This is a genomic window from Cryobacterium sp. W22_MBD10_FK3, assembly GCF_052113745.1.
Lineage (GTDB): Bacteria > Actinomycetota > Actinomycetes > Actinomycetales > Microbacteriaceae > Cryobacterium.
In genome coordinates, this window is the sequence record NZ_JBGQOH010000005.1 from 118,853 (window position 1) to 138,320 (window position 19,468).

At 70.9% G+C, this 19,468-nt stretch carries 16 protein-coding genes and 1 riboswitch; of the genes, 4 read left to right on the forward strand and 12 right to left on the reverse strand.

The genetic code is table 11. The features are described from left to right. Positions 1–108: 108 nt before the first annotated feature. The 4 genes from ACEN2M_RS07620 to hutH are packed head-to-tail and all read right to left on the reverse strand — an operon-like array spanning position 109 to position 6,150. Positions 109–1,533 (reverse strand): formimidoylglutamate deiminase, encoded by a 1,425-nt coding sequence (locus ACEN2M_RS07620; protein WP_441647507.1) that lies wholly within the window; start codon positions 1,531–1,533, stop codon positions 109–111. Beyond that, entirely contained in the window at positions 1,530–2,738 is a 1,209-nt protein-coding gene (locus tag ACEN2M_RS07625) for an allantoate amidohydrolase (RefSeq protein ID WP_441647508.1), read from the reverse strand. Before ACEN2M_RS07625 ends, ACEN2M_RS07620 begins: the two co-directional genes overlap by 4 nt. Further along, positions 2,731–4,503: a urocanate hydratase gene (gene hutU, locus ACEN2M_RS07630; protein ID WP_441647509.1), complete on the reverse strand. Its 1,773-nt coding sequence runs from the start codon at positions 4,501–4,503 to the stop codon at positions 2,731–2,733. The genes ACEN2M_RS07625 and hutU overlap by 8 nt, the downstream gene beginning before the upstream one ends. Positions 4,504–4,551: 48 nt before the next feature. Then, positions 4,552–6,150, reverse strand: coding sequence for a histidine ammonia-lyase (hutH, locus tag ACEN2M_RS07635; RefSeq protein WP_441647510.1), 1,599 nt, complete (start codon positions 6,148–6,150; stop codon positions 4,552–4,554). Positions 6,151–6,398: 248 nt separating this feature from the next. On the opposite strand from hutH, the gene ACEN2M_RS07640 reads away from it, so the two are divergent. Together ACEN2M_RS07640 and ACEN2M_RS07645 are read left to right on the forward strand one after the other, a co-directional pair. After that, a complete protein-coding gene (locus ACEN2M_RS07640) occupies positions 6,399–6,914 on the forward strand; it encodes a mycothiol transferase (RefSeq protein WP_441647511.1) in 516 nt (171 codons plus the stop codon). 151 nt (positions 6,915–7,065) lie between these two features. Next, positions 7,066–7,695, forward strand: a complete 630-nt coding sequence (locus ACEN2M_RS07645) for a hypothetical protein (RefSeq protein WP_441647512.1) — start codon at positions 7,066–7,068, stop codon at positions 7,693–7,695. 204 nt (positions 7,696–7,899) lie between these two features. Here the strand turns inward: ACEN2M_RS07645 and ACEN2M_RS07650 are convergent, their stop codons facing one another. After that, positions 7,900–8,478: a gluconokinase gene (locus tag ACEN2M_RS07650; protein WP_441647513.1), complete on the reverse strand. Its 579-nt coding sequence runs from the start codon at positions 8,476–8,478 to the stop codon at positions 7,900–7,902. A gap of 2 nt (positions 8,479–8,480) precedes the next feature. Further along, the gene (locus ACEN2M_RS07655) at positions 8,481–9,875 is read right to left on the reverse strand and encodes a GntP family permease (protein ID WP_441647514.1); all 1,395 of its coding nucleotides are present in this window, start codon (positions 9,873–9,875) and stop codon (positions 8,481–8,483) included. Between the two features lie 260 nt (positions 9,876–10,135). Between ACEN2M_RS07655 and ACEN2M_RS07660 the strand changes: the two genes are divergently transcribed. Then, entirely contained in the window at positions 10,136–10,867 is a 732-nt protein-coding gene (locus ACEN2M_RS07660; protein WP_441647515.1) for a FadR/GntR family transcriptional regulator, read from the forward strand. Between the two features lie 28 nt (positions 10,868–10,895). Here ACEN2M_RS07660 and ACEN2M_RS07665 read toward each other — a convergent pair whose 3' ends face one another. The 4 genes from ACEN2M_RS07665 to ACEN2M_RS07680 all read right to left on the reverse strand — a co-directional run bounded on the left by ACEN2M_RS07665 (position 10,896) and on the right by ACEN2M_RS07680 (position 17,247). Further along, on the reverse strand, positions 10,896–12,182 hold the full coding sequence (locus tag ACEN2M_RS07665) for an ATP-binding protein (protein WP_441647516.1): 1,287 nt from the start codon (positions 12,180–12,182) through the stop codon (positions 10,896–10,898). Positions 12,183–12,264: 82 nt separating this feature from the next. Continuing rightward, positions 12,265–13,323, reverse strand: a complete 1,059-nt coding sequence (locus tag ACEN2M_RS07670) for a DsbA family protein (protein ID WP_441647517.1) — start codon at positions 13,321–13,323, stop codon at positions 12,265–12,267. Then, positions 13,324–14,553: an aminotransferase class V-fold PLP-dependent enzyme gene (locus ACEN2M_RS07675; protein WP_441647518.1), complete on the reverse strand. Its 1,230-nt coding sequence runs from the start codon at positions 14,551–14,553 to the stop codon at positions 13,324–13,326. It abuts the gene before it with no gap. Between the two features lie 84 nt (positions 14,554–14,637). Next, positions 14,638–17,247, reverse strand: coding sequence for an ABC transporter (locus tag ACEN2M_RS07680; protein WP_441647519.1), 2,610 nt, complete (start codon positions 17,245–17,247; stop codon positions 14,638–14,640). Between the two features lie 78 nt (positions 17,248–17,325). Between ACEN2M_RS07680 and panD the strand changes: the two genes are divergently transcribed. After that, positions 17,326–17,736, forward strand: a complete 411-nt coding sequence (gene panD / locus ACEN2M_RS07685) for an aspartate 1-decarboxylase (RefSeq protein WP_441647520.1) — start codon at positions 17,326–17,328, stop codon at positions 17,734–17,736. A gap of 45 nt (positions 17,737–17,781) precedes the next feature. Here the strand turns inward: panD and ACEN2M_RS07690 are convergent, their stop codons facing one another. Both ACEN2M_RS07690 and ACEN2M_RS07695 read right to left on the reverse strand, forming a co-directional pair. Then, positions 17,782–18,105 (reverse strand): DMT family transporter, encoded by a 324-nt coding sequence (locus ACEN2M_RS07690; protein WP_441647521.1) that lies wholly within the window; start codon positions 18,103–18,105, stop codon positions 17,782–17,784. An 11-nt stretch (positions 18,106–18,116) separates the two neighbouring features. Beyond that, a riboswitch (guanidine-III (ykkC-III) riboswitch) is annotated at positions 18,117–18,181 on the reverse strand. A gap of 52 nt (positions 18,182–18,233) precedes the next feature. Next, positions 18,234–19,205 carry an FKBP-type peptidyl-prolyl cis-trans isomerase gene (locus tag ACEN2M_RS07695; RefSeq protein WP_441647522.1) on the reverse strand — a complete coding sequence of 324 codons (972 nt, stop codon included), beginning with the start codon at positions 19,203–19,205 and terminating at the stop codon, positions 18,234–18,236. Positions 19,206–19,468 lie beyond the last annotated feature (263 nt).

Below are 19,468 nucleotides of genomic sequence, written 5' to 3' on the forward strand. Positions count from 1 at the left end.
AGCTCGGCGCGGACTTCCGGCCCGGTGCAACTGTTCCCGTTCCGGACAATTGTGGCCGGTGTGCCGGGACCAATTGTCCGCACGGGGAACAGAAGACGCCGGCGGCGGTCATGCGGGGTCGCCGGGGTCGAGGGCGCGGAGAGCGTCGCGGAGCAGCGCCGCGGGCGCGCCGTGGGGTGCGCGGGCGGCCGCGGCGGTGCCCACCAGGCGGCCGCGGTCGGCCACGATGCGACCGGCCACGATCACCCGCTGCACATCAGCCGCGGTCGCGGCGAGCACGAGCTGGTCGGGGTGGGCGCCGAGGGTGCGGATGCTGCCCGCATCGATCTCGACGAGGTCGGCGGGGTCGCCCGGTGCGAGGCCGGCCGGCCCGAGGCCGAGGGCGGCATAGCCGTGGGTGCCGGCCGCCCGCAGCAGGGCCGCCGGGGTGAACCGGCCGCGGGAGCCGGCGGCGAGGCGCTCGGCCATCTCCAGGCCGCGCAGCTCGAGGAATGGGTCGATCACGGCGTTCTGGTCGGAGCCCAGGGCGATCGGGCAGCCAGCGGCGGCCAGCTCCCTGGCCCGGCCGATGCCGTCGCCGAGGTCGGCCTCGGTGCTGGGGCACATGACCACGGTGACACCGTTGTCGCCGAGCAGGCGCAGGTCGTGGTCGCTGAGGTGGGTGGCGTGCACCACGCTCAGCCGCGGGGTGAGCGCGCCGAGGCCGTGCAGCACGCCGGTGGGGGTGGCCTGGTAGGCGGCCAGGCTGTCCGCGTTCTCCTGCGGCTGCTCCGAGAGGTGGATGTGCACGGGCAGTTCGGCGGGCAGCCCGGCGAGGATCTCGCGGATGGCCTCACGCGGCACCGCCCGCACGGAGTGCACCGCCGCACCGAGGGTGACCAGGGCCGGCTCGCCGGGCCGGGCGGCGGCATCCGCGGTGAGAGTCTCGCGCAGGGCGGCCCACCGGGTGAGCCAGCCGGCCGCCGAGCCGTCGCCGAACGCGCGTTGCTCCGGCCGCAGCGGGGTGCCCAGGCCGCCGGTGAGGTAGCTGGTGTCGAGCAGCACCAGGCGGATGCCCACTTCGCGGGCGGCGGTCGCCAGCGCGAGCTCCATGGCGTGCTCCTGCGGGTACGGCGTGCCGTCGGGGCGGTGGTGCAGGTAGTGGAATTCCCCGACGGCCGTGTAGCCGCTGACCAGCATCTCGGCGAAGACGGCGTGGGCGAGGTGCAGGTACAGCTCCGGGGTGAGCGTCTGCGCCACCGTGTACATCCGCTCCCGCCAACGCCAGAAGTCGCCACCCTGGTCGTGGGTGCGGCCGCGAAGGGCCCGGTGGAACGCGTGTGAGTGAGCGTTGGCCTGGCCGGGCAGCACGGTGCCGAGGCGGATGTCGCCGGGCTCGGCCGGCACGTCGTGGGCCCGAGCCTCGATGCAGCCGTCGGTGCCGACGGTGAGGCGCACCCCGGAGCGGGCCCCGACCTCGGTCAGCAGGGTCTCGCACCAGTAGCTCGTGGTCGGTGCCGGTGCCGGTGCCGGGGCCGTCCGGGCGGTGCTCACAGCAGCTCCCGCAGCAGGGTGTCGAGGGCCTCGACGCCGGCGAGGCAGTCGTCGAGGGTGGCGAACTCCTCGGGCGAGTGCGAGATGCCGGTGGGGTTGCGCACGAACAGCATCGCCGTGGGCACGCGCGAGGCGAGCACGCCGGCGTCGTGGCCGGCGCCGGTGGGCAGGGCGGGGATGCCGCCGAGTGCCAGGGCCAGCCGGGCGGCCAGTTCCGGGTCGAAGGTGACGGTGCTCGTCCAGGACTCCTCCAGCACGGTGGCGGCGCAGCCGGCGTGCGGGGACTGCAGCCGGGCGGTGATGTCGGCGACCACGGCACGGGCCTGGGTGTCGGTCGCGGCGCGGGCGTCGAGCCAGGCGTGCACCGCGGAGGGGATGACATTGGTGCCGCCGGGCACCGCCTCGATCCGGCCGACCGTGGCGCGGGCGCCGGGGCTGGCCAGTGCGGCCTGCTGCACGGCGACGATCGCGTGCGCGGCGGCGACCATCGGGTCGCGGCGGTCGGTCATGAGGGTGGCGCCGGCGTGGTTGCCCTGGCCGGTGAAACTCAACCGCCAGCGGCCGTGCGCGAGGATCGACGAGGCCACCGCGAGGGGCTCGCCGAGGTCGATCAGACCGCGGCCCTGCTCCACATGCAGTTCCAGGAATATGCCGATCCGGTCCAGCGATTCCTGGTCGCGGCCGAGGTGGTTGGGGTCGAGGCCCGCCGTCGCAGCAGCCTCGGCGAGGGTGACGCCGTTCCGGTCGGTGAGGCGGCGGGCGTGGTCGGCGTCGATCGCGCCGGAGAGCAGCCGGGAGCCCAGGCAGGCCACCCCGAACCTGGAGCCCTCCTCCTCGGCGAAGACCAGCACCGCGCACGGGCGGGTGGGCACGAAGCCGGCTGCCTGCAACCGGGCGACGGCGTCGAGTGCGGAGACCACACCCAGCGGCCCGTCGTAGGCGCCGCCGCCGGGCACGGAGTCGAGGTGGCTGCCGACGACAACGGCATCCGGCCCGGGAGCTCCCCACCAGGCCCAGGTGTTGCCGTTGCGGTCCAACTCGACCGCCAGGCCCAGGCGTTCGGCGCGCTCGGTGAACCAGGCGCGCAGGTCGAGCTCGGCGCTCGTCCAGAGGTGCCGGGAGTAGCCGCCGGCACGCGGGTCGCGGCCGGTGCCGGCGATCTCGTCGAGGCCCGCGAGCAGGCCGTGGGCGACGAGGTCAGGCATCCGGCGCATCCGTGACGGCGGCGGCGGGAGCATCCTTCTCCCACATCGGCACTCGCAGGCCGCGCTCGCGGGCCACCTCCTCGGCGCGCTCGTAGCCGGCGTCGACGTGCCGCATCACGCCGGTGCCGGGGTCGTTGGTGAGCACCCGGGCGATCTTCTCTGCGGCCAGCGGGGTGCCGTCGGCCACGATCACCTGGCCGGCGTGGATGCTGCGGCCGATGCCGACCCCGCCGCCGTGGTGGATCGAGACCCAGGTGGCGCCGGAGGCGGTGTTCAGCAGCGCGTTCAGCAGTGGCCAGTCGGCGATGGCGTCTGAACCGTCCTTCATGCCCTCGGTCTCGCGGTAGGGCGAGGCCACCGAGCCGGAGTCGAGGTGGTCGCGGCCGATCACGATGGGTGCGGTGAGTTCACCGGATGCGACCATCTCATTGAACTTCAGGCCCGCCAGGTGGCGTTCCTGGTAGCCGAGCCAGCAGATGCGGGCGGGCAGGCCCTCGAAGCGCACCTTCTCTCCGGCCGCGGTGATCCAGCGGCGCAGGTGCTCGTCGTGCGGGAACAGCTCCACGATGGCCCTGTCGGTGGCCGCGATGTCGGCCGGGTCGCCGGAGAGAGCGGCCCAGCGGAACGGGCCCTTGCCCTCGGCAAAGAGCGGCCGGATGTAGGCCGGAACGAAGCCTGGAAAGTCGAACGCCCGCGCGCAGCCGCCGAGCAGCGCCTCGGCGCGGATGGAGTTGCCGTAGTCGAAGACCTCGGCGCCGGCATCCTGGAAGTCGACCATGGCCTGCACCTGCTTGGCCATCGCGGCGCGGGCCCGATCGGTGAACTCCTCAGGCTTCTCAGTGGCGTAGGCGTGCCAGTCGGCGACCGTCACGCCCTCGGGCAGATAGGCCAGCGGGTCGTGGGCGCTGGTCTGGTCGGTGACGATGTCGATCGGCACCTTGCGGGCACGCAGTTCGGGGAAGACGGTGGCGGCGTTGCCGACCAGGCCCACCGAGAGCGGCCGGCGGTCGGCCTTGGCGGCCAGCACCCGGGCGATCGCGTCGTCGATGTCGTCGGTCATCTCATCGAGGTAGCCGCGCTCCACCCGGCGCTCGAGCCGGGACGGGTCGACGTCGACGATCAGCACGACGCCCTCGTTGAGGGTGACCGCCATCGGCTGGGCGCCGCCCATGCCGCCGGCCCCGCCGGTGAGGGTGAGGGTGCCGGCCAGGGTGCCGTTGAACCTCTTCGCGGCCACCGCGGCGAAGGTCTCGTAGGTGCCCTGCAGGATGCCCTGGGTGCCGATGTAGATCCAGGAACCGGCGGTCATCTGGCCGTACATCGTGAGGCCGAGGGCCTCGAGCTTGCGAAACTCCGGCCAGGTGGCCCAGTCGCCGACGAGGTTGGAGTTGGCGATCAGCACCCGCGGGGCCCACTCGTGGGTGCGGAACACACCCACGGGCTTGCCGGACTGCACCAGCAGGGTCTCGTCCTTCTCCAGGCTGGTCAGGGTGCGCACGATGGCGTCGTAGGCCTCCCAGTTGCGGGCGGCCTTGCCGGTGCCGCCGTAGACCACGAGCTTCTCCGGGTGCTCGGCCACCTCGGGGTCGAGGTTGTTCATCAGCATCCGCAAGGGGCCCTCGGTCTGCCAGCTTTTGGCGGTGAGGGTGGTGCCGCGGGCGGCGCGCACGACGCGCGGGGCATGCTGGTCGGTGGGGGTCGCATCCGACGCTGTGGTGCCGGCGGTGGCGGCATCGGTCGTGCTGGTCTCGGTCAGGTCGGGCATGAGCGGGGCTGCTTTCTCGAGAACTGAGCGTGCGGGGTTGTGTGCGGGTTAGGAGAGTGTGCCGGTGACGGTCTGCGCGGCGGCGAGCACGGCGCCGGTCCGCACGGAGGCGGCGACGGACTCGATCTCGGGGGAGAGGAACCGGTCGGGGCCGGGGCCGGCCACCTCGCGGCGCACCTCGGCGAGCACGGCGCCGGTGGCGGGCCCGGGCGTGAGCGGGACGCGCAGGTCGAGGGCGCGGCTGGCGGTCATCACCTCGATGCCGAGCACCCGGGCGAGGCCGTCGATGCCGGTGCGGAGCTTGCGGGCGGCGTGCCAGCCCATCGACACGTGGTCCTCCTGCATGGCCGACGACGGGATGGAGTCGACCGAGGCCGGCACGGCGAGCCGCTTGAGCTCGGAGACGATGCCCGCGGCGGTGTACTGGGCGATCATCAGGCCGGAGTCGACGCCCACGTCGTGGGCGAGGAACGCGGGCAGGCCGTTGTTGCGGGCCGGGTCGAGCATCCGGTCGGTGCGGCGCTCGGACATGCTCGCGACGTCGGCCACGGCGATGGCGAGGAAGTCGAGCACGTAGGCGACCGGGGCGCCGTGGAAGTTGCCGTTGGATTCGACCCGGCCGTCGATCGTGACGACGGGGTTGTCGATGGCGCTGGCCAGCTCGCGGTCGGCGATGCGGCTCGCGTGTTCGATGGTGTCGCGGGCGGCGCCATGCACCTGCGGGGCGCAGCGCAGCGAGTAGGCGTCCTGCACCCGGGTGCACTCCGGGCCCTTGTGACTGGCCACGATGGGGGAGCCGGCGAGCAGGTGCCGGAGGTTGGTGGCGGACGCCTGCTGGCCGAGCTGCGGGCGGAGGCCGGCGAGGTCGGCGGCGAAGACGGCATCCGTGCCGAGCAGCGCCTCGATGCTCATCGCCGCGGCGACGTCGGCCGTGCCGAGCAGGGTGTGCAGGTCGTGCAGGGCCAGGCTGAGCTGGCCGAGCATGCCGTCGGTGCCATTGATCAGGGCCAGGCCCTCCTTCTCGGCAAGGAGCACCGGCTCGAGTCCGGCCGCGGCGAGGGCCTCGGTGGCGGGCATCTCGGTGCCGGTGCGGTCGCGCACGGTGCCCTCGCCCATCAGGGCCAGGGCGCAGTGGGCCAGCGGGGCGAGGTCGCCCGAGCAGCCCAGCGAGCCGTACTCGCGCACGATCGGGGTGATGCCGGCGTTGATCAGGCCGGCGTAGGCCTCGGCGGTCGACAGGCGGATGCCGGTGCGCCCGGTGAGCAGGGTCGACAGGCGCAGCAGCATCAGGGCGCGCACGGTTTCCCGCTCCACCTCCGGGCCGGAACCGGCCGCGTGCGAGCGCACCAGGCTCTGCTGCAGCCGGGTGCGGTCGTCGGCGCCGATGAAGGTGGTGGCCAAGGCGCCGAACCCGGTGGAGATGCCGTAATGCGGGGCCGTGTCGCTGGCAAGCACCTCGATGGTGGTGCGGCTGGCGGCCACGGCGGCGCGGGCGTCGTCGCCGAGGAGCACCCGGGCGTCATGGCGGGCGACGGCCACGACATCCGTCATCGAGACCGGCCCGGTGCCCACGGTGACGGGGGCCGGCGCGAACGCAGACTCGGCGTGGGGCGAAGTGGCGGACAGGGCGGTGTCGATGGGCTGCATGCTCCCATCTGACTCCTCGGGGAGCGTTGCCGCGCCCGGAATTGTGCGGTTGGTGTCTCGGATACGAGACAGTCGGCGAGCCGTGGGGTGGTCATAACCCCAGCAATTCTCAGCACAGCGGCTCGGAAGCGACCGTTTCGGCGTGAATTCAGGAAAGAGCAGGAGTTGTGCTCGCCGGGTCGGGTTAGGGTTGGCGCGAGACCGGCCCGGCGCAGCGAGCCGAATCGCCGACCTGAGGAGGAACCCGGATGCTCTCCACGGACCTGTTGCGCGACGCCTTCGGCCGGGTGCAGGGGGCGGTGCATGCCAGCCTCGTCGGGGCCGGACTCGAGCTGTTGCACTACCGGCCCGACCGCGAGGCCAATACGATCGCCTGGCTGGTCTGGCACCTCACCCGGGTGCAAGACAACCACGTGGCCGACCTCATGCACGAGCCGCAGCTCTGGACCACCGATGGCTGGCACAAACGCTTCGATCTGCCCTTCCCCGTCGCCGCGACGGGATACGGCCAAGACGCCGCGGAGGTGGCCGCCGTGCGGGTGGGCGCCGATCTGCTGCTCGGCTACTTCGACGCCGTGCACGAGCGCACGGTGGCCTACCTGGGCACCCTGCACGAGGACGACTTCAGCCGCGTCGTCGACACGCACTGGACGCCGCCGGTGACCCTGGCCGTGCGGCTGGTGAGCGTGATCGCGGACGACCTGCAGCACGCCGGCCAGGCCTCGTATGTGCGCGGGCTGGCACAGCGGGCCGGGCTGCACTGAGGCGCACCGGCGCACGCTGGTTCTCGCGAGGGGCTGGTTCCGCGAAAGCGGTCGTGTGGCTGCCTGGCTGCGCTGTGGTGACCACACCCCCGCTCTCGCGAGACCGGCCACCCGGTTAGGCTCGGGTCAGCACCTCGACCCTGGAGAGCCCGTGGCCCACTCGTATCCGCTGTATGTGAACGTGCTGGCGCAGTGCTTCTGCTGCCAGTCGCTGCAGCCGTTCCACTTCACCTCGGCGACCGACCAGGTGGTGTGCACCCATTGTGTGCGTCACCTCGGCGCCGAGAAGGCGGAGCAGCGCGACACCGACCATGTGCAGCTCTGGCTGGGCCAGTTCGCCGCGCAGCAGCGGACCCTGCAGGAGCTCACCGCCACGTCCGCGGCCACCATCGCCGAGCGTGACGCCGAAATCGCGGCGCTCGCCGCGCAGGTCGCCGACCTCACCGGCATTGTGGCCGGCCGCTTCGACCACGGCCCCGACCGGGGCCTGCGCAACCTACTCGAGACCGAGGTGCTCAAGCGCGCCGAGCGCAAGGCCGAACTGGGCCAGCGCCGCACGGATGCCGCCATGGCGGTGCTCTGGCAGGTCGATCAGCTGCACCGGGTGCGGCCGGCCGACCCGCAGCACTGCGGATGCGGCAAGTCGGCCGCCGCCTGCCCCGAGGCCCGGGCGCTGGGCCCGGTGCGCCAGGCGCTGGGCGACTGGGAAGCGAAAAACCTCAAGCTCCACGCCGCGGGCCAGCGGCACGCCCTGCCCGCCGGGCATCCCGCCCTGGCCTGACCACCGGTCAACGGCCATCCGTTGTGGCACAGCAGACCGCGCGCCGCCCCACCAGGACTGGCCCACTTTTGCTAGTTGACGGATGTCGCGCACTAGCAAATTCGGGCCACCCAGGCGGGCGCAGACCAGGAGTGGCCCATTTTTGCTAGTTGACGGATGTCGCGCACTAGCAAAAATGGGCCAGTCATGACCGGGGCCGCGGGGCTAGGCCGTCGGGCGGGCGACCGAGGAGTGGCCGGGTTCCGGCGCACCCAGGGTGGACGAGCCGGGGCTCGGGGTCAGGCCCAGGCGGCGCACGATCTCGGCGGCCTCCTCGGCGGGCTTCCGGCCGGCGTCGATGGTGATCGCGTTCTCGTCGGCTTCGGGCGGCTCGAGGGCGTCCACCTGCGAGTCGAGCAGCGAGGTGGGCATGTAGTGGTCGTGCCGGGTGGCCAGGCGCCGCCCAATCAGGTCTTTCGATCCGGTCAGGTGCACGAAGATCACGTTGTGCTCGCGCAGCACGTCGCGGTAGCGGCGCTTGAGCGCCGAGCAGGTGATGATGCCGGGCACGCCCGCCATGGTGTGCTCGATGATCCACGACGAGATCGTGTCGAGCCAGGGTGCCCGGTCCTCGTCGTTGAGCGGCTCCCCGGAGGACATCTTGTCGATGTTCTCCTGCGGGTGCAGGTCGTCACCCTCTTCGAGGTCCCAGCCCAGCTGCCCGGCGAGGATGCCCGCCACGGTGGACTTACCCGAACCGGAGATGCCCATGATCACGAGCACCGGCTGCTGGTTGTCCAGCATGGCTAGATCACCACGTTCAGCAGCAGCACGCCGGCCAGGCCGGTCACGGAGATCAGGCACTCCATCACGGTCCACGTCTTCAGGGTCTGCGGCACGCTGGTGCCGAGGTACTCCTTGACCAGCCAGAAGCCCGCGTCGTTCACGTGCGAGAGGAACAGCGAACCGGCACCGATGGCGAGCACCATGAGCGACACATCCGTGCTGCCCAGGCTGGCGGCGACCGGAGCGAGGATGCCAGCGGCCGTGACCGTGGCGACCGTGGCCGACCCGGTGGCGACCCGCACGAGCGCGGCGACGATCCAGGCCAGCAGCAGCACCGAGACGCTGGAGCCGTTGACGGCGTCGGCGATGACGGTGCCGATGCCGGTGTCGATGAGCACCTGCTTGAAGCCACCGCCGGCGCCGACGATGAGCAGGATGCCGGCGATCGGGGGCAGCGAGTCGGCCAGCGACTTCGAGACCGCCGCGCGGTCCATGCCGCCGCCGCGACCGTAGACGACCATGGCGTAGATCACGGCGATGCCCAGCGCGATCATCGGGGTGCCGAGAAAGTCCAGGGTGGCGTTCAGCGGGTCGGTGGAGCCCGGGTTGATCGCGTCGGCGATCGAGCGGGCGAGCATCAGCACGACGGGCAGCAGGATGCCGGTGATCGTGGCCAGGAAGCTCGGGCGCTTGATGTTCTCGTCCAGGCCCTGGTCGGCGGCGGTGATGAACATTTCGGGCACCGGCACCTTGACCCAGCGGGCCGCGAACTTACTGAACAGCGGGCCGGAGATGATCACCGTGGGGATGGCGATGAGCACGCCGATGGCCAGGGTGAGGCCGAGGTTGGCGTTCAGCGTGGTGACGGCCACGAGCGGGCCGGGGTGCGGCGGCACGAGGCCGTGCATGACCGACAGGCCGGCGAGGGCCGGGATGGCGATGCGGATGAGCGACTGTCCGCTGCGGCGGGCGACGAGGATGATCACGGGGATGAGCAGCACCAGGCCGACCTCGAAGAACATCGGCAGGCCGATGAGGCCACCGATGAGCGCCATGGTCCACGGCAGGGTGCGCACGCTCGAGCGGCTGACCAGGGCGTCGACGATGCGGTCGGCTCCACCGGAGTCGGCCAGGAGCTTGCCGAACATGGCGCCGAAGCCCACGAGAACGCCCACGCCCGCCATGGTGGAGCCGAAGCCGGCTCCGAAGCTGGTGACCGCGGCGTTGGGGGCCATGCCGGCGCCCACACCCACGCCGACGGCGCCGATGGAGAGGGCGAGGAACGGGTGCACCTTGAGCCAGGTGATCAGCACGATGATCACGGCGACGCCGATGACCGCCGCGAGGATGAGTTGGGCGGTGCTGCCGGCGGGAACCACTGGTTCCACCGCCTGAATCGCTCGGGTCACATTCATCTCGAAATCCGTTCCGAGGACGCGTCCCTGCGACCTCTTCGTCATGTGGTGAAGATGCGAACCACCTCACCGCGGCTGATGCGGCATAGTGAAGTGATGGCACGTAATCTGATTAATCTGATTAATCGGATTAATGAAGTGTTACACACCGTGGTGGTGCGGTCAACAGCGCCGCCAATACAGTGTGCGATGCCGCGGGCCGGCAAAAATCGATGCGACGCTCTCGCATCGGGTGAGTGAGGGATCGACGGATGGCTGCAATGGGTAGCGAAACATGGCGCGACCGGGGTTTGCACGCCCAGGTGGTGAACTCTCTCGGCCAGGAGATCGTCGAGGGCAGTTACGCCCAGGGCGACATCCTCAACCTCGACAGGCTGAGTGAACGATTCGCGGTGTCGCGTTCGGTGTTGCGCGAGGCCCTGCGGGTGCTGCAGTCGCTCGGCATGGTCGAACCCCGCCAGCGGGTGGGCACGCAGGTGCTGCCGCGGCAGTCCTGGGACTTGTTCAGCCCCCAGATCATCCACTGGCGCGGCCTCGGCGACTACTTCACCCAGATGCGCGAGATGCTCGAGCTGCGCCTGGGCATCGAGCCGGTGGCCGCCCGGCTGAGCGCCCGGCTCATGTCGGATGCCGAGCGCCAGGCCGTCTCCCGCGCGGCCGCCGGCATGGTGGCCGCCGACCTGGCGCAAGATGGCCGCACCTACCTCGAGGCCGATGTCGAGTTCCACACCCTCATCCTGCAGGGTGCCGGCAACACCGTGATGGCGCACTTTGCGAGCACCGTGGAGGCCCTGTTGCGCACCCGCGAGCAGGAGAAGCGCTTCACGATCACCGACTACACCCCGCCATCCGCCCACCGCCACAACGATCTGGCGGACGCCATCCTCGCGGGCGACGAGGACGCCGCCTACCGACACGCCTACGCCACCATCGACGCCACGCTGACCGAGTTCGTGCAGGAGTCCTCCGGCGTGAACGGCTCCGCGGACTAGAAGCCGCGCCGTCCCGGGCCGGAGCCGCTCAGAGCCGGGCCAGCCGCTCGATGTCCTGGAGAAACTCGGCCGCCACCTGCGCCGAAACGGTGGTGCGGGTGCCGCGGATGCCGGCCAGGTAGTCTTCGGTGCCCGGCCCGCCGGGCACCGATTCGTCTGCTCCCGCCGAGAGGGCGTCCTCCAGCGCCTGCTGGGAGGCCCGCCGGGCGGCGTACTCGATGTCGGCGGGGGAGAACCCGTCGCTGGCTGCGACGAGGGCCGCGAGGTCGACGGTGCCGGTCACGGCGGCGGGGATGTACCGCTCCCAGATCGCCTGCCGGGCCGCGGCATCCGGCAAGCCGATCGGCACGACGTAGTCGAACCGGCCGTGCCGCAGGAACGCTGAGTCGAGCGTGCGGATGAAGTTGGTGGCGCAGACCAGCAGCCGCCCGGGCCGCTCGCGAAAGGCCGGGATGAGCTTGAGCAGCTCATTGGTCACGCCCTGCAGCGGCGAGGGCGGTTCGCCGCCGCGCTGGGCGGCGATCTCCTCGACCTCGTCGATGAAGACCACCGCGTGGTCGAGGTCGTCGATGGTGCCGAAGGTCTGCCGCAACGCCCCGGCCAGACCCTGCGGGTCGGTCGCCAGTCGGGACGGGAAGACCTCCACGAACGGCCAGTCCAGCCTGGACGCGATCGCCTTGGCAAAGGTGGTCTTGCCGGTGCCGGGCGGGCCGAAAAGCACCACGGCCTTGGGCGGCACGACGCCGTACTGTTCGGCCATCTCCGGTCGGGCCAGGGGCATCACGAGGCGCCGCTCGAGCAGGTCTTTCTCCCGCACCATGCCACCCACATTCGCCCACAGGTCCCGGGGCAGGATGCGCCCGCCGAGGTCGGCCAGCGCCCGAATCTCCTGGCCCTGCACCGGGATGCGGCGCTCGAAGTAGCTGAGGTGGTTCTTGATCTCGAACCCGCGGTTGAGGAACGCGTCGACCCTGGTGGCGGTCTCCGGCATCAGCGCCGAGAGTTTGGCCAGGCCGTGCGGGGCCATCTGTCTCTCGAGGGCGGCGAGCAGGGCCGACCCGATGCCGCGGCTCTGCCACGGTGCGGTCGTGGCGAGGAACACGATCCAGCCCTGAGCGTGCGCGGCCCGGCCGACCGCGGCCCCGACCACCTCGTCGCCGTGCACGGCCACCACGGCGTCGTCCTTCTGGCAGGAGGCGAGCACCTCGGACAGGGCATAGACCGGGTCGGTGCGGGAGGCGGTGACCTCTTCCCACAATCGCAGGATGCCGTCGAGGTCGTCGGTGTGAAAGTCACGGATGCGCCACTCGGTCATCGGCCTCTCCCTCGGGGTCTGCGGCCACTATGCCACCCTCCGGGCGCCGGTGGTCGAGACGGGGCTCGACCGGCAGGCGCTGCTACTGCAGGCCGTCGACCGAGACCAGGCCGTCGTGCCGGCGGCCGTCGAAGATGATGCTGGGGATCTTCACCGTATGGATGTCTTCCTCCACCAGGGTCTTGTTGGCGGCGATGATGTCGGCGACGGTGTCGGAGCCGGTCTCGGCGACGACCACGTCGATCTGGTCCTGGCTCAGGCCGAACTCGCCCAGCCAGTCGGTCATGGTCGCGGTGGCCTCATCGGCGTCCATCGAGTTGATGGTGTCCTGCCAGGGCAGTCCGGACTCCGCCTTCTCGGTGAAGATGCGCTCCAGGATCTGCCAGTCGACCGGGGTCTCGGCGCCGTCCAGCGGGTGCAGCCGCAGGGCCTCGAGGTACTGGGTCACCAGCAGCGAGTTGGGGAACTTGTAGCCGTCGGTGCCGGCGATCGGGTAGGCGATGTAGGTGAGGTTGTGGCTGGATTCGAAGCCGGCCTCCTCGATGTTCTGGAACAGTGCGCGGCAGAAGGTGCAGCCCGGGTCGATGACCTCCACGGCGATCGGGTTCGCGGCGTCCTCGGTGAGGTAGCTGGCGTTGGCGGGCAGGTAGTCCTCCGCGGTCCAGGTCTGCAGGCGGGCCGGGATGGCCGCGAAGGTCTCGCCCAGGCTGCCGAACTCGTTGCCGAACGCGCCGAGCACGTCGAAGGCGCCGAGGGATTCCATGAAGCCGGGCGTCTCATCCGGGATCGAGCAGGCTTCGGCGCCGAGGGTGCACGAGGCCGAGTCCTGCTTGTTGCAGGTGCCGTATACGTAGAGGTTCACGGCGCTCTTGATCACCGTGTACCCCGACCAGATGGTGGTGAGGATGACCAGCACGGCGAGGATCTCGAGGCCGATGCTGGCGGGCTTCACCAGGCCGGGGCGGCGCACCGCGAGCGGCGCGAGCAGGTGGTCCTTGATGTCCTGCTTGAAGGTGGTGTCGCAGGGCCGGAAGGTGACCCGGCGCCAGGTGCAGTTCCAGGCCTTGCCGACGTAGCGCCGGTAGCGGGCGGAGAAGGCGGCCATGACGACCAGGACGATGAATGCGGCGATGCAGAACACTTAGGAGAGGCCTTTCATCAGCCGAGCGAGGGCCTGGATGGCCGTGTCGATATCCGACTCGGTCGAGTGCAGACCGAGCGAGAAGCGCAGCAGCGGGGGCAGCCCGAGCTGCTGCTTGAGGTGGTGGTGCACGCAGAAGTAGCCGCTGCGCACGGAGATCCGGGATTTGGAGAGGAACACCGCGAGCCGGTGCGAGTCCTGCGCGGGGGCGTAGACGCTGATCACCGGACTGGCCTGGGTGTTGACCAGGGTGAGACCGGGGATCTCGGCGAGACCGTTGTAGAGCCGGTCGGACAGGCCGGCGATGTGCTCGGCCGGCGCGAGGCCGCCGGGGCGTGCGCCGGCGAGCCAGTCGATGGCCCGGCCGAGCGCGATGATCTCGCCCCAGGCCTGCAGGCCGGGTTCGAGCAGGGCCCCGGGGTCGCCCTGCACGAGGTCGAAGTCCTCCTCGCGCACGTCCTGCACCATGCCGCCGCCCACGAAGGAGAGCTCGAGGGACGCGAGCAGCTCGTGCCGCGCCACGACGACGCCGAGACTGGCGGAGTACATCTTGTGGGCGGAGAAGCAGACCGCATCCGCCTCGGTCTTCTGCAGCAGCGCCCGGCTGTGGCCCATGGCCTGGGCGGCGTCGACGATGACGATGCCGCCGCGGGCGTGGGTGTCGCGCACGAGCTCGGCGAGGTTGGTGAGCTGGCGGCCGTCGATGTTGGAGGCGGCGTTGACCACCACGACGGCCTTCTCGAGTTGGGCGGGCTCGTAGAGCAGGGCGCCGTCGGCGGCCCGGTGCAGAACCAGGCGGTCAACGCCCAGCCGGCGGGCGGCCGTGATGGTTGGTAGGAACACCGAGTTGTGTTCGATGTGGCTGGTCACGACGCGGTCGAAGCGGCCCAGCGGCAGCTGCTGCAGCAGCAGGTTGAGGCCGAAGGTGGTGTTGAGGGTGAACGACACGGCGTAGCTCTTGGCCGAGAGCGCGAGCAGGCCGAGCACGGCCTGGCGGGTGTCGGCCACGGCATTGTCGACCTTCTGGCCCCAGGCGTACTTCACCCGCCCGCCGCAGGCGTTGTAGGTCGTGTAGTAGTCGGTGAGGGCGTCGATCACGGGCTGGGGGCGCAGGCTCTGGCAGGCGGCGTCGAGGTAGATCTCGCCGGGTTGCAGGTAACCGAAATCACCCGATTGACCCAGGTCGAGCGGCTCGGCGGCCGGCCTGCGGAACAGCGTGCTGCGCTTCATCTGTCTCAACTCCCGGCTCAGCTTAGATTCGGGGCTGAGCCGGGAATGGGGACCAAAGTCCCGTTTGACCGGGTGTAGCGCCCTTTACACAGCTAGCTCCAAGCGTGCGGCGAGATAGGGCGCTGTGCGGCTGTGCGGATGCGCCGCGACGGCGGACGGGGTGCCCTCCGCCACGATGCGCCCGCCCGCGCTGCCGCCCGCCGGCCCCAGGTCGATGACCCAGTCGGCCGCCGCCACCACGCCCATGTCGTGCTCCACCACGACCACGGTGTTGCCCGCGTCGACGAGCCGGCCCAGCTGGGTCATCAGCAGGTCCACGTCGGCCGGGTGCAGCCCGGTGGTGGGTTCGTCGAGCAGGTAGAGGGTGTGCCCGCGGCGGGCGCGTTGCAGCTCGGTGGCCAGCTTGATGCGCTGCGCCTCGCCGCCGGAGAGCTCCGTGGCCGGCTGGCCGAGCCGCAGGTAGCCGAGGCCCACCTCGCGGAGGGTTTCCAGGCTGCGGGAGGCGCTGGGCACATCGGCCAGAAACTCGGCGGCCGCGTCCACGGTGAGGCCGAGTACGTCGGCGACCGACTTGCCGCGATAGAGCACCGCGAGGGTCTCGGCGTTGTACCTGGAGCCGCCGCAGGTGGGGCAGGGTGCGTAGCTGCCGGGCAGGAAGAGCAGTTCCACGGCGACGAACCCCTCGCCCTGGCAGGTCTCGCAGCGGCCGCCGGGCACGTTGAACGAGAATCGGCCGGCGCCGAATTTGGCCGCCTTGGCCGCATCCGTGGCTGCGAAGGTGGACCGCACGGCGTCGAACAGGCCGGTGTAGGTGGCCAGGTTCGACCGCGGCGTGCGGCCGATGGGCTTCTGGTCCACCCGCACGAGCCTGTCGATGGCGCCCGCGCCGGTGACGGCGTCGACGACGGTGGCGGCCCGGTCGGCGCCGGCCTCGTCCTCGATCGCGGACTGCTCGTCGGTGGCCGGGTCGGCGCTGTCGGCGGCGGAGCTGCCCGCGGCCACGGTGTCGACCGAGCCCTGGCGGAGTTCCCGGCCCACGGCATCCGCCAGCACCCGGCTCACCAGGGTGGACTTGCCCGACCCCGAGACGCCGGTGACCGCGGTGAGCACGCCGAGCGGCACCTCGACGTCGAGGTTCACCAGATTGTGCCTGGTGACGCCGGTGAGGCCCAGCCAGGTGGTCGGTTCGCGGTGGGCGGGGGCGGGGGCATCGGCGGCGGCCGGGAACAGGTAGCCGCGGGTGACCGAGGTCTGCACCTCGGCCAGGCCGGCCACCGGGCCGCTGTAGAGCACCTCGCCGCCGCCGTCGCCGGCGCGCGGGCCCACGTCGACGAGCCAGTCGGCGCGGCGCACGACGTCCATGTTGTGCTCGACGACGAAGACAGAGTTGCCGGATGCCTTGAGCTGTTCGAGCACCACCAGCAGCGGTTCGGCGTCGGCCGGGTGCAGGCCGGCGGAGGGTTCGTCGAGCACGTAGATCACGCCGAACAGCCCGCTGCGCAGCTGGGTGGCGATGCGCAGGCGCTGCATCTCGCCGGGGGAGAGAGTGGGGGTGGCCCGGTTCAGGCTGAGGTAGCCCAGCCCCAGGTCGATGAGCACCTCGAGCCGGCGCACCAGGTCGCCGGCCACGGTGACGGCCACCTCGGTGACCTCACCGGACTGGATGGAGCGGTGCGAGCCGGTGGCCCCGGTGAGCTCGGCGGTGGGCCGGAGCACCTCGGCGAGGTCGCTGAGGGTGAGGCCGTTGAGTTCGTTGATCGGGCGACCGGCGAAGAGCACGGCGAGGGCCTCGGCGCGCAGGCCGCTGCCGCCGCAGAGCCGGCACGGGCCGGTCTCGACGAAGGCGAGCACCCGCTGGCGCATCTGGGCGCTCTTCGAGTCGGCCAGGGTGTGCATCACGTAGCTCTTCGCGCTCCAGAACCGGCCCTTGTACGGCTTGGCCACCCTGTCGCGTTGCGGGGTGACCTCCACGACGGGCTGTTCCTCGGTATAGAGGAGCCAGTCCCGGGCCTCGCGGCTGAGCTCGGCCCAGGGTACGTCGATGTCGTAGCCGAGCACCCCGGTGATGTCGCGCAGGTTCTTGCCCTGCCAGGCGCCGGGCCAGGCCGCGATGGCGCCGTCACGGATGCTCAGGCTCGCGTCCGGCACCAGCAGCGGCTCGGTCACGGTGTGCGAGATGCCCAGCCCATGACATTCGGGGCAGGCGCCGGTGGCCGTATTGGGGGAGAAGGCGTCGGAGTCCAGGCGCAGGTCCGACCCGGCCGGGTAGGTGCCGGCGCGGGAGTAGAGCATCCGCATCGAGTTGGACAGCGTGGTGACGGTGCCCACGCTGGAGCGGGAGCTGGGCGATCCGCGGCGCTGCTGAAGGGCCACGGCCGGCGGCAGGCCGGTGATCAGGTCGACGTGCGGGGTGTGACCCTGCTGGATCAGCCGACGGGCGTAGGGAGCGACGGACTCGAAGAACCGGCGCTGGGCCTCGGCGAAGATGGTGCCGAACGCCAGCGAGGACTTGCCGGAACCGGAGACCCCGGTGAAGGCGACGATCGCGTCGCGGGGCACGTCCACGTTCACGTCGCGCAGGTTGTTCTCGCGCGCGCCGCGCACGCGCACGAAGCCATCGGCGCCTGGATGGGCGGCCGGGTCGGTGAGACCGGCCGCGGTCGCGTCTGCAGAGATGTCTGAGGAGAGAGGCATTCGAACGACTCTAGTTCGACCCACTGACACTGGGCGCGTATCGTCAAGGAGGTCGATCCTCGAAAGGCCCCCGCACCCATGCGTCGCACCATGTTCAAATCCAAGATCCACCGCGCCACCGTGACGCACTCCGCCCTGCACTACGTGGGGTCGCTCACGGTCGACCTCGACCTGCTCGACGCCGCCGACCTGCTGCCCGGCGAGCTGGTGAGCATCGTGAACGTGAACAACGGGGCCAGGTTCGAGACCTATCTGATCGCGGGCGAACGCGGCAGCGGGGTGATCGGCGTCAACGGCGCCGCGGCCCGGATGGCGCACCAGGGTGACCTGGTCATCATCATTTCCTACGCCCAGATGAGCACCAAGAAGGCCAGGGCGTACCTGCCCACTGTCGTGCACGTGGACGGCGCCAACGCCATCATCGCCGTGGGAACCGACCCGGCCGCCGCGCACGGCGACGACCTGGAGCGCCCGCCGCTCGCGGTCTGACCCCGCCGTTGCACCCCGCGGTTGGCGGGCGACCCCGCCGTCGGCTCAGTGGCTGCCGTCGACGAGCTTCAGCCCGATGACGCAGCCGACCAGGCCGAGGATGAGCAGGATCTTGACGAGCGACGCCGGCTCACCGCCGAAGATCATGGCGTAGAGCACGGTCAGGGCCGCGCCGATGCCCACCCACACCGCATACGCGGTGCCGATCGGGATGGTGCGCATCGCGATGGCCAGGCCACCCATGCTGAGCACCAGGCCGACTCCGAACACCACCGTCGGCCAGAGCTTGGTGAAGCCCACGGATTTTCCGAGGGCCGTCGCCCAGACGGCCTCGAGAACACCGGACACGATCAAAATGATCCACGACATGACAGCACTCCTGTGGCCAGTCTTGTCGCGTGCCGGGTACTGATCCGTCGTCCGGGACCGCGGTGAGCGGTCTCCCAGAAGACTAGCCCGGCGGCCTGAGCAAGAACTGGGCAGGCCGCCCGGCGTGCCTACGCGGCGGCGACGATGTCGACGACGAAGACGAGGGTGTCGGTGGCGCTGATGCCTGCCGTTTTGTTGCCGCCTTCATAACCGAGTTCACCCGGCGGAATGACGATCACAACCTGGGAACCCACGGTCTGCCCGACCAGGCCCTGGCTGAAGCCGGTGATCAGACCGGAGACCGGGAACGTGGTGGGGCCGGAGCCCCAGCTCTGGTCGAACACCTTGCCGGAGTCCCAGATGGCACCGGTGTACTGCACGGTCACCGTGGACGTGTCGGTCACGGTCGCGCCGTCGCCCTTCTTGAGCACCTCGACGCCGAGGTCGGCGGGCGGGTCACCCTTGGGCATGGTCACGGTGGGCGCGCCGTCCTTGGCGAGCTTCACGGTGGGGAAGCCGTCCGTCGGCTCCTGGTCTTCGCCGGTGGCGCGGGTGGGCAGCTTCTCCTTGATGTCGATCACGAAGAGCACCTGGTCGGTGCCGGCCACGCCGAGGTCGGTGTTGCCGGCCTCGCCGAAGCCGTCGGCGGGCGGGAAGACAACGGCTACCCGGTCGCCCACGTTGGAGCAGGCCACACCCTTGAGGATGCCGGGGATCACGGACTGGTTGTTGACCACGTTGACGGTGAGGCCGGCGTCGTCACCGAAGCCGCCCGCGGTGAGCTTGGCCCCGGTGGTGGCGTTGTAGGCGGTGTAGGCGATGGCCACGGCGTCACCTTCCTCTACGGCGTCCCCGTCGCCGGGCGTCACCACGGTGCGTTCGGTCTGCTCGGCGGTGAGGGGAGACGGGAAGGTCACGGTCGGTTCGACGCCGGCATCACCGCTGACGGCCACGGAATCCGAGGTCGCCCCGGCATCGGTGCATTCGATCGCGGCGGTCGTGGCCGACGGCGTCGCCCCCGGATCGGGCGACGCCGAGCATCCGGTGAGGGCGAGCGCGGCAACCGCGGTCAGGGTGAGGAAGGTAGGAAGTGTGCGCACGCAGAAGTCTCCAGTCAGATTCGGGCCTCGAACAGTCTGCCCTGTGCACCTATGGAAGTGCTGAGTTCGTCGGCGCGCGGCGGCTCTACCCGGCCGGCTCCCAGGTGCGTTCGATTGGGACTTTCGTCCCCTGACGGGGGGAGCGGCGGCGATCTAAACTGGATGCACGGCCTCAGAAATTCGTCGGGCCGAGCTGGTCGATGGTGACCGAACCCACCGACAGTGGCGCCATGCTCCTCACGGCACCAGTTCAGTTTGATTGA

What these genes read in the sequence shown, in the direction of transcription:
- ACEN2M_RS07675 (WP_441647518.1), bottom strand. Translation starts at nt 14,553, where the DNA reads ATGAAGCGCAGCACGCTGTTCCGCAGGCCGGCCGCCGAGCCGCTCGAC.
- ACEN2M_RS07650 (WP_441647513.1), bottom strand. Translation starts at nt 8,478, where the DNA reads ATGCTGGACAACCAGCAGCCGGTGCTCGTGATCATGGGCATCTCCGGT.
- ACEN2M_RS07690 (WP_441647521.1), bottom strand. Translation starts at nt 18,105, where the DNA reads ATGTCGTGGATCATTTTGATCGTGTCCGGTGTTCTCGAGGCCGTCTGG.
- ACEN2M_RS07660 (WP_441647515.1), top strand. Translation starts at nt 10,136, where the DNA reads ATGGGTAGCGAAACATGGCGCGACCGGGGTTTGCACGCCCAGGTGGTG.
- hutH (WP_441647510.1), bottom strand. Translation starts at nt 6,150, where the DNA reads ATGCAGCCCATCGACACCGCCCTGTCCGCCACTTCGCCCCACGCCGAG.
- ACEN2M_RS07640 (WP_441647511.1), top strand. Translation starts at nt 6,399, where the DNA reads ATGCTCTCCACGGACCTGTTGCGCGACGCCTTCGGCCGGGTGCAGGGG.
- ACEN2M_RS07680 (WP_441647519.1), bottom strand. Translation starts at nt 17,247, where the DNA reads ATGCCTCTCTCCTCAGACATCTCTGCAGACGCGACCGCGGCCGGTCTC.
- ACEN2M_RS07665 (WP_441647516.1), bottom strand. Translation starts at nt 12,182, where the DNA reads ATGACCGAGTGGCGCATCCGTGACTTTCACACCGACGACCTCGACGGC.
- hutU (WP_441647509.1), bottom strand. Translation starts at nt 4,503, where the DNA reads ATGCCCGACCTGACCGAGACCAGCACGACCGATGCCGCCACCGCCGGC.
- ACEN2M_RS07655 (WP_441647514.1), bottom strand. Translation starts at nt 9,875, where the DNA reads ATGAATGTGACCCGAGCGATTCAGGCGGTGGAACCAGTGGTTCCCGCC.
- panD (WP_441647520.1), top strand. Translation starts at nt 17,326, where the DNA reads ATGCGTCGCACCATGTTCAAATCCAAGATCCACCGCGCCACCGTGACG.
- ACEN2M_RS07625 (WP_441647508.1), bottom strand. Translation starts at nt 2,738, where the DNA reads ATGCCTGACCTCGTCGCCCACGGCCTGCTCGCGGGCCTCGACGAGATC.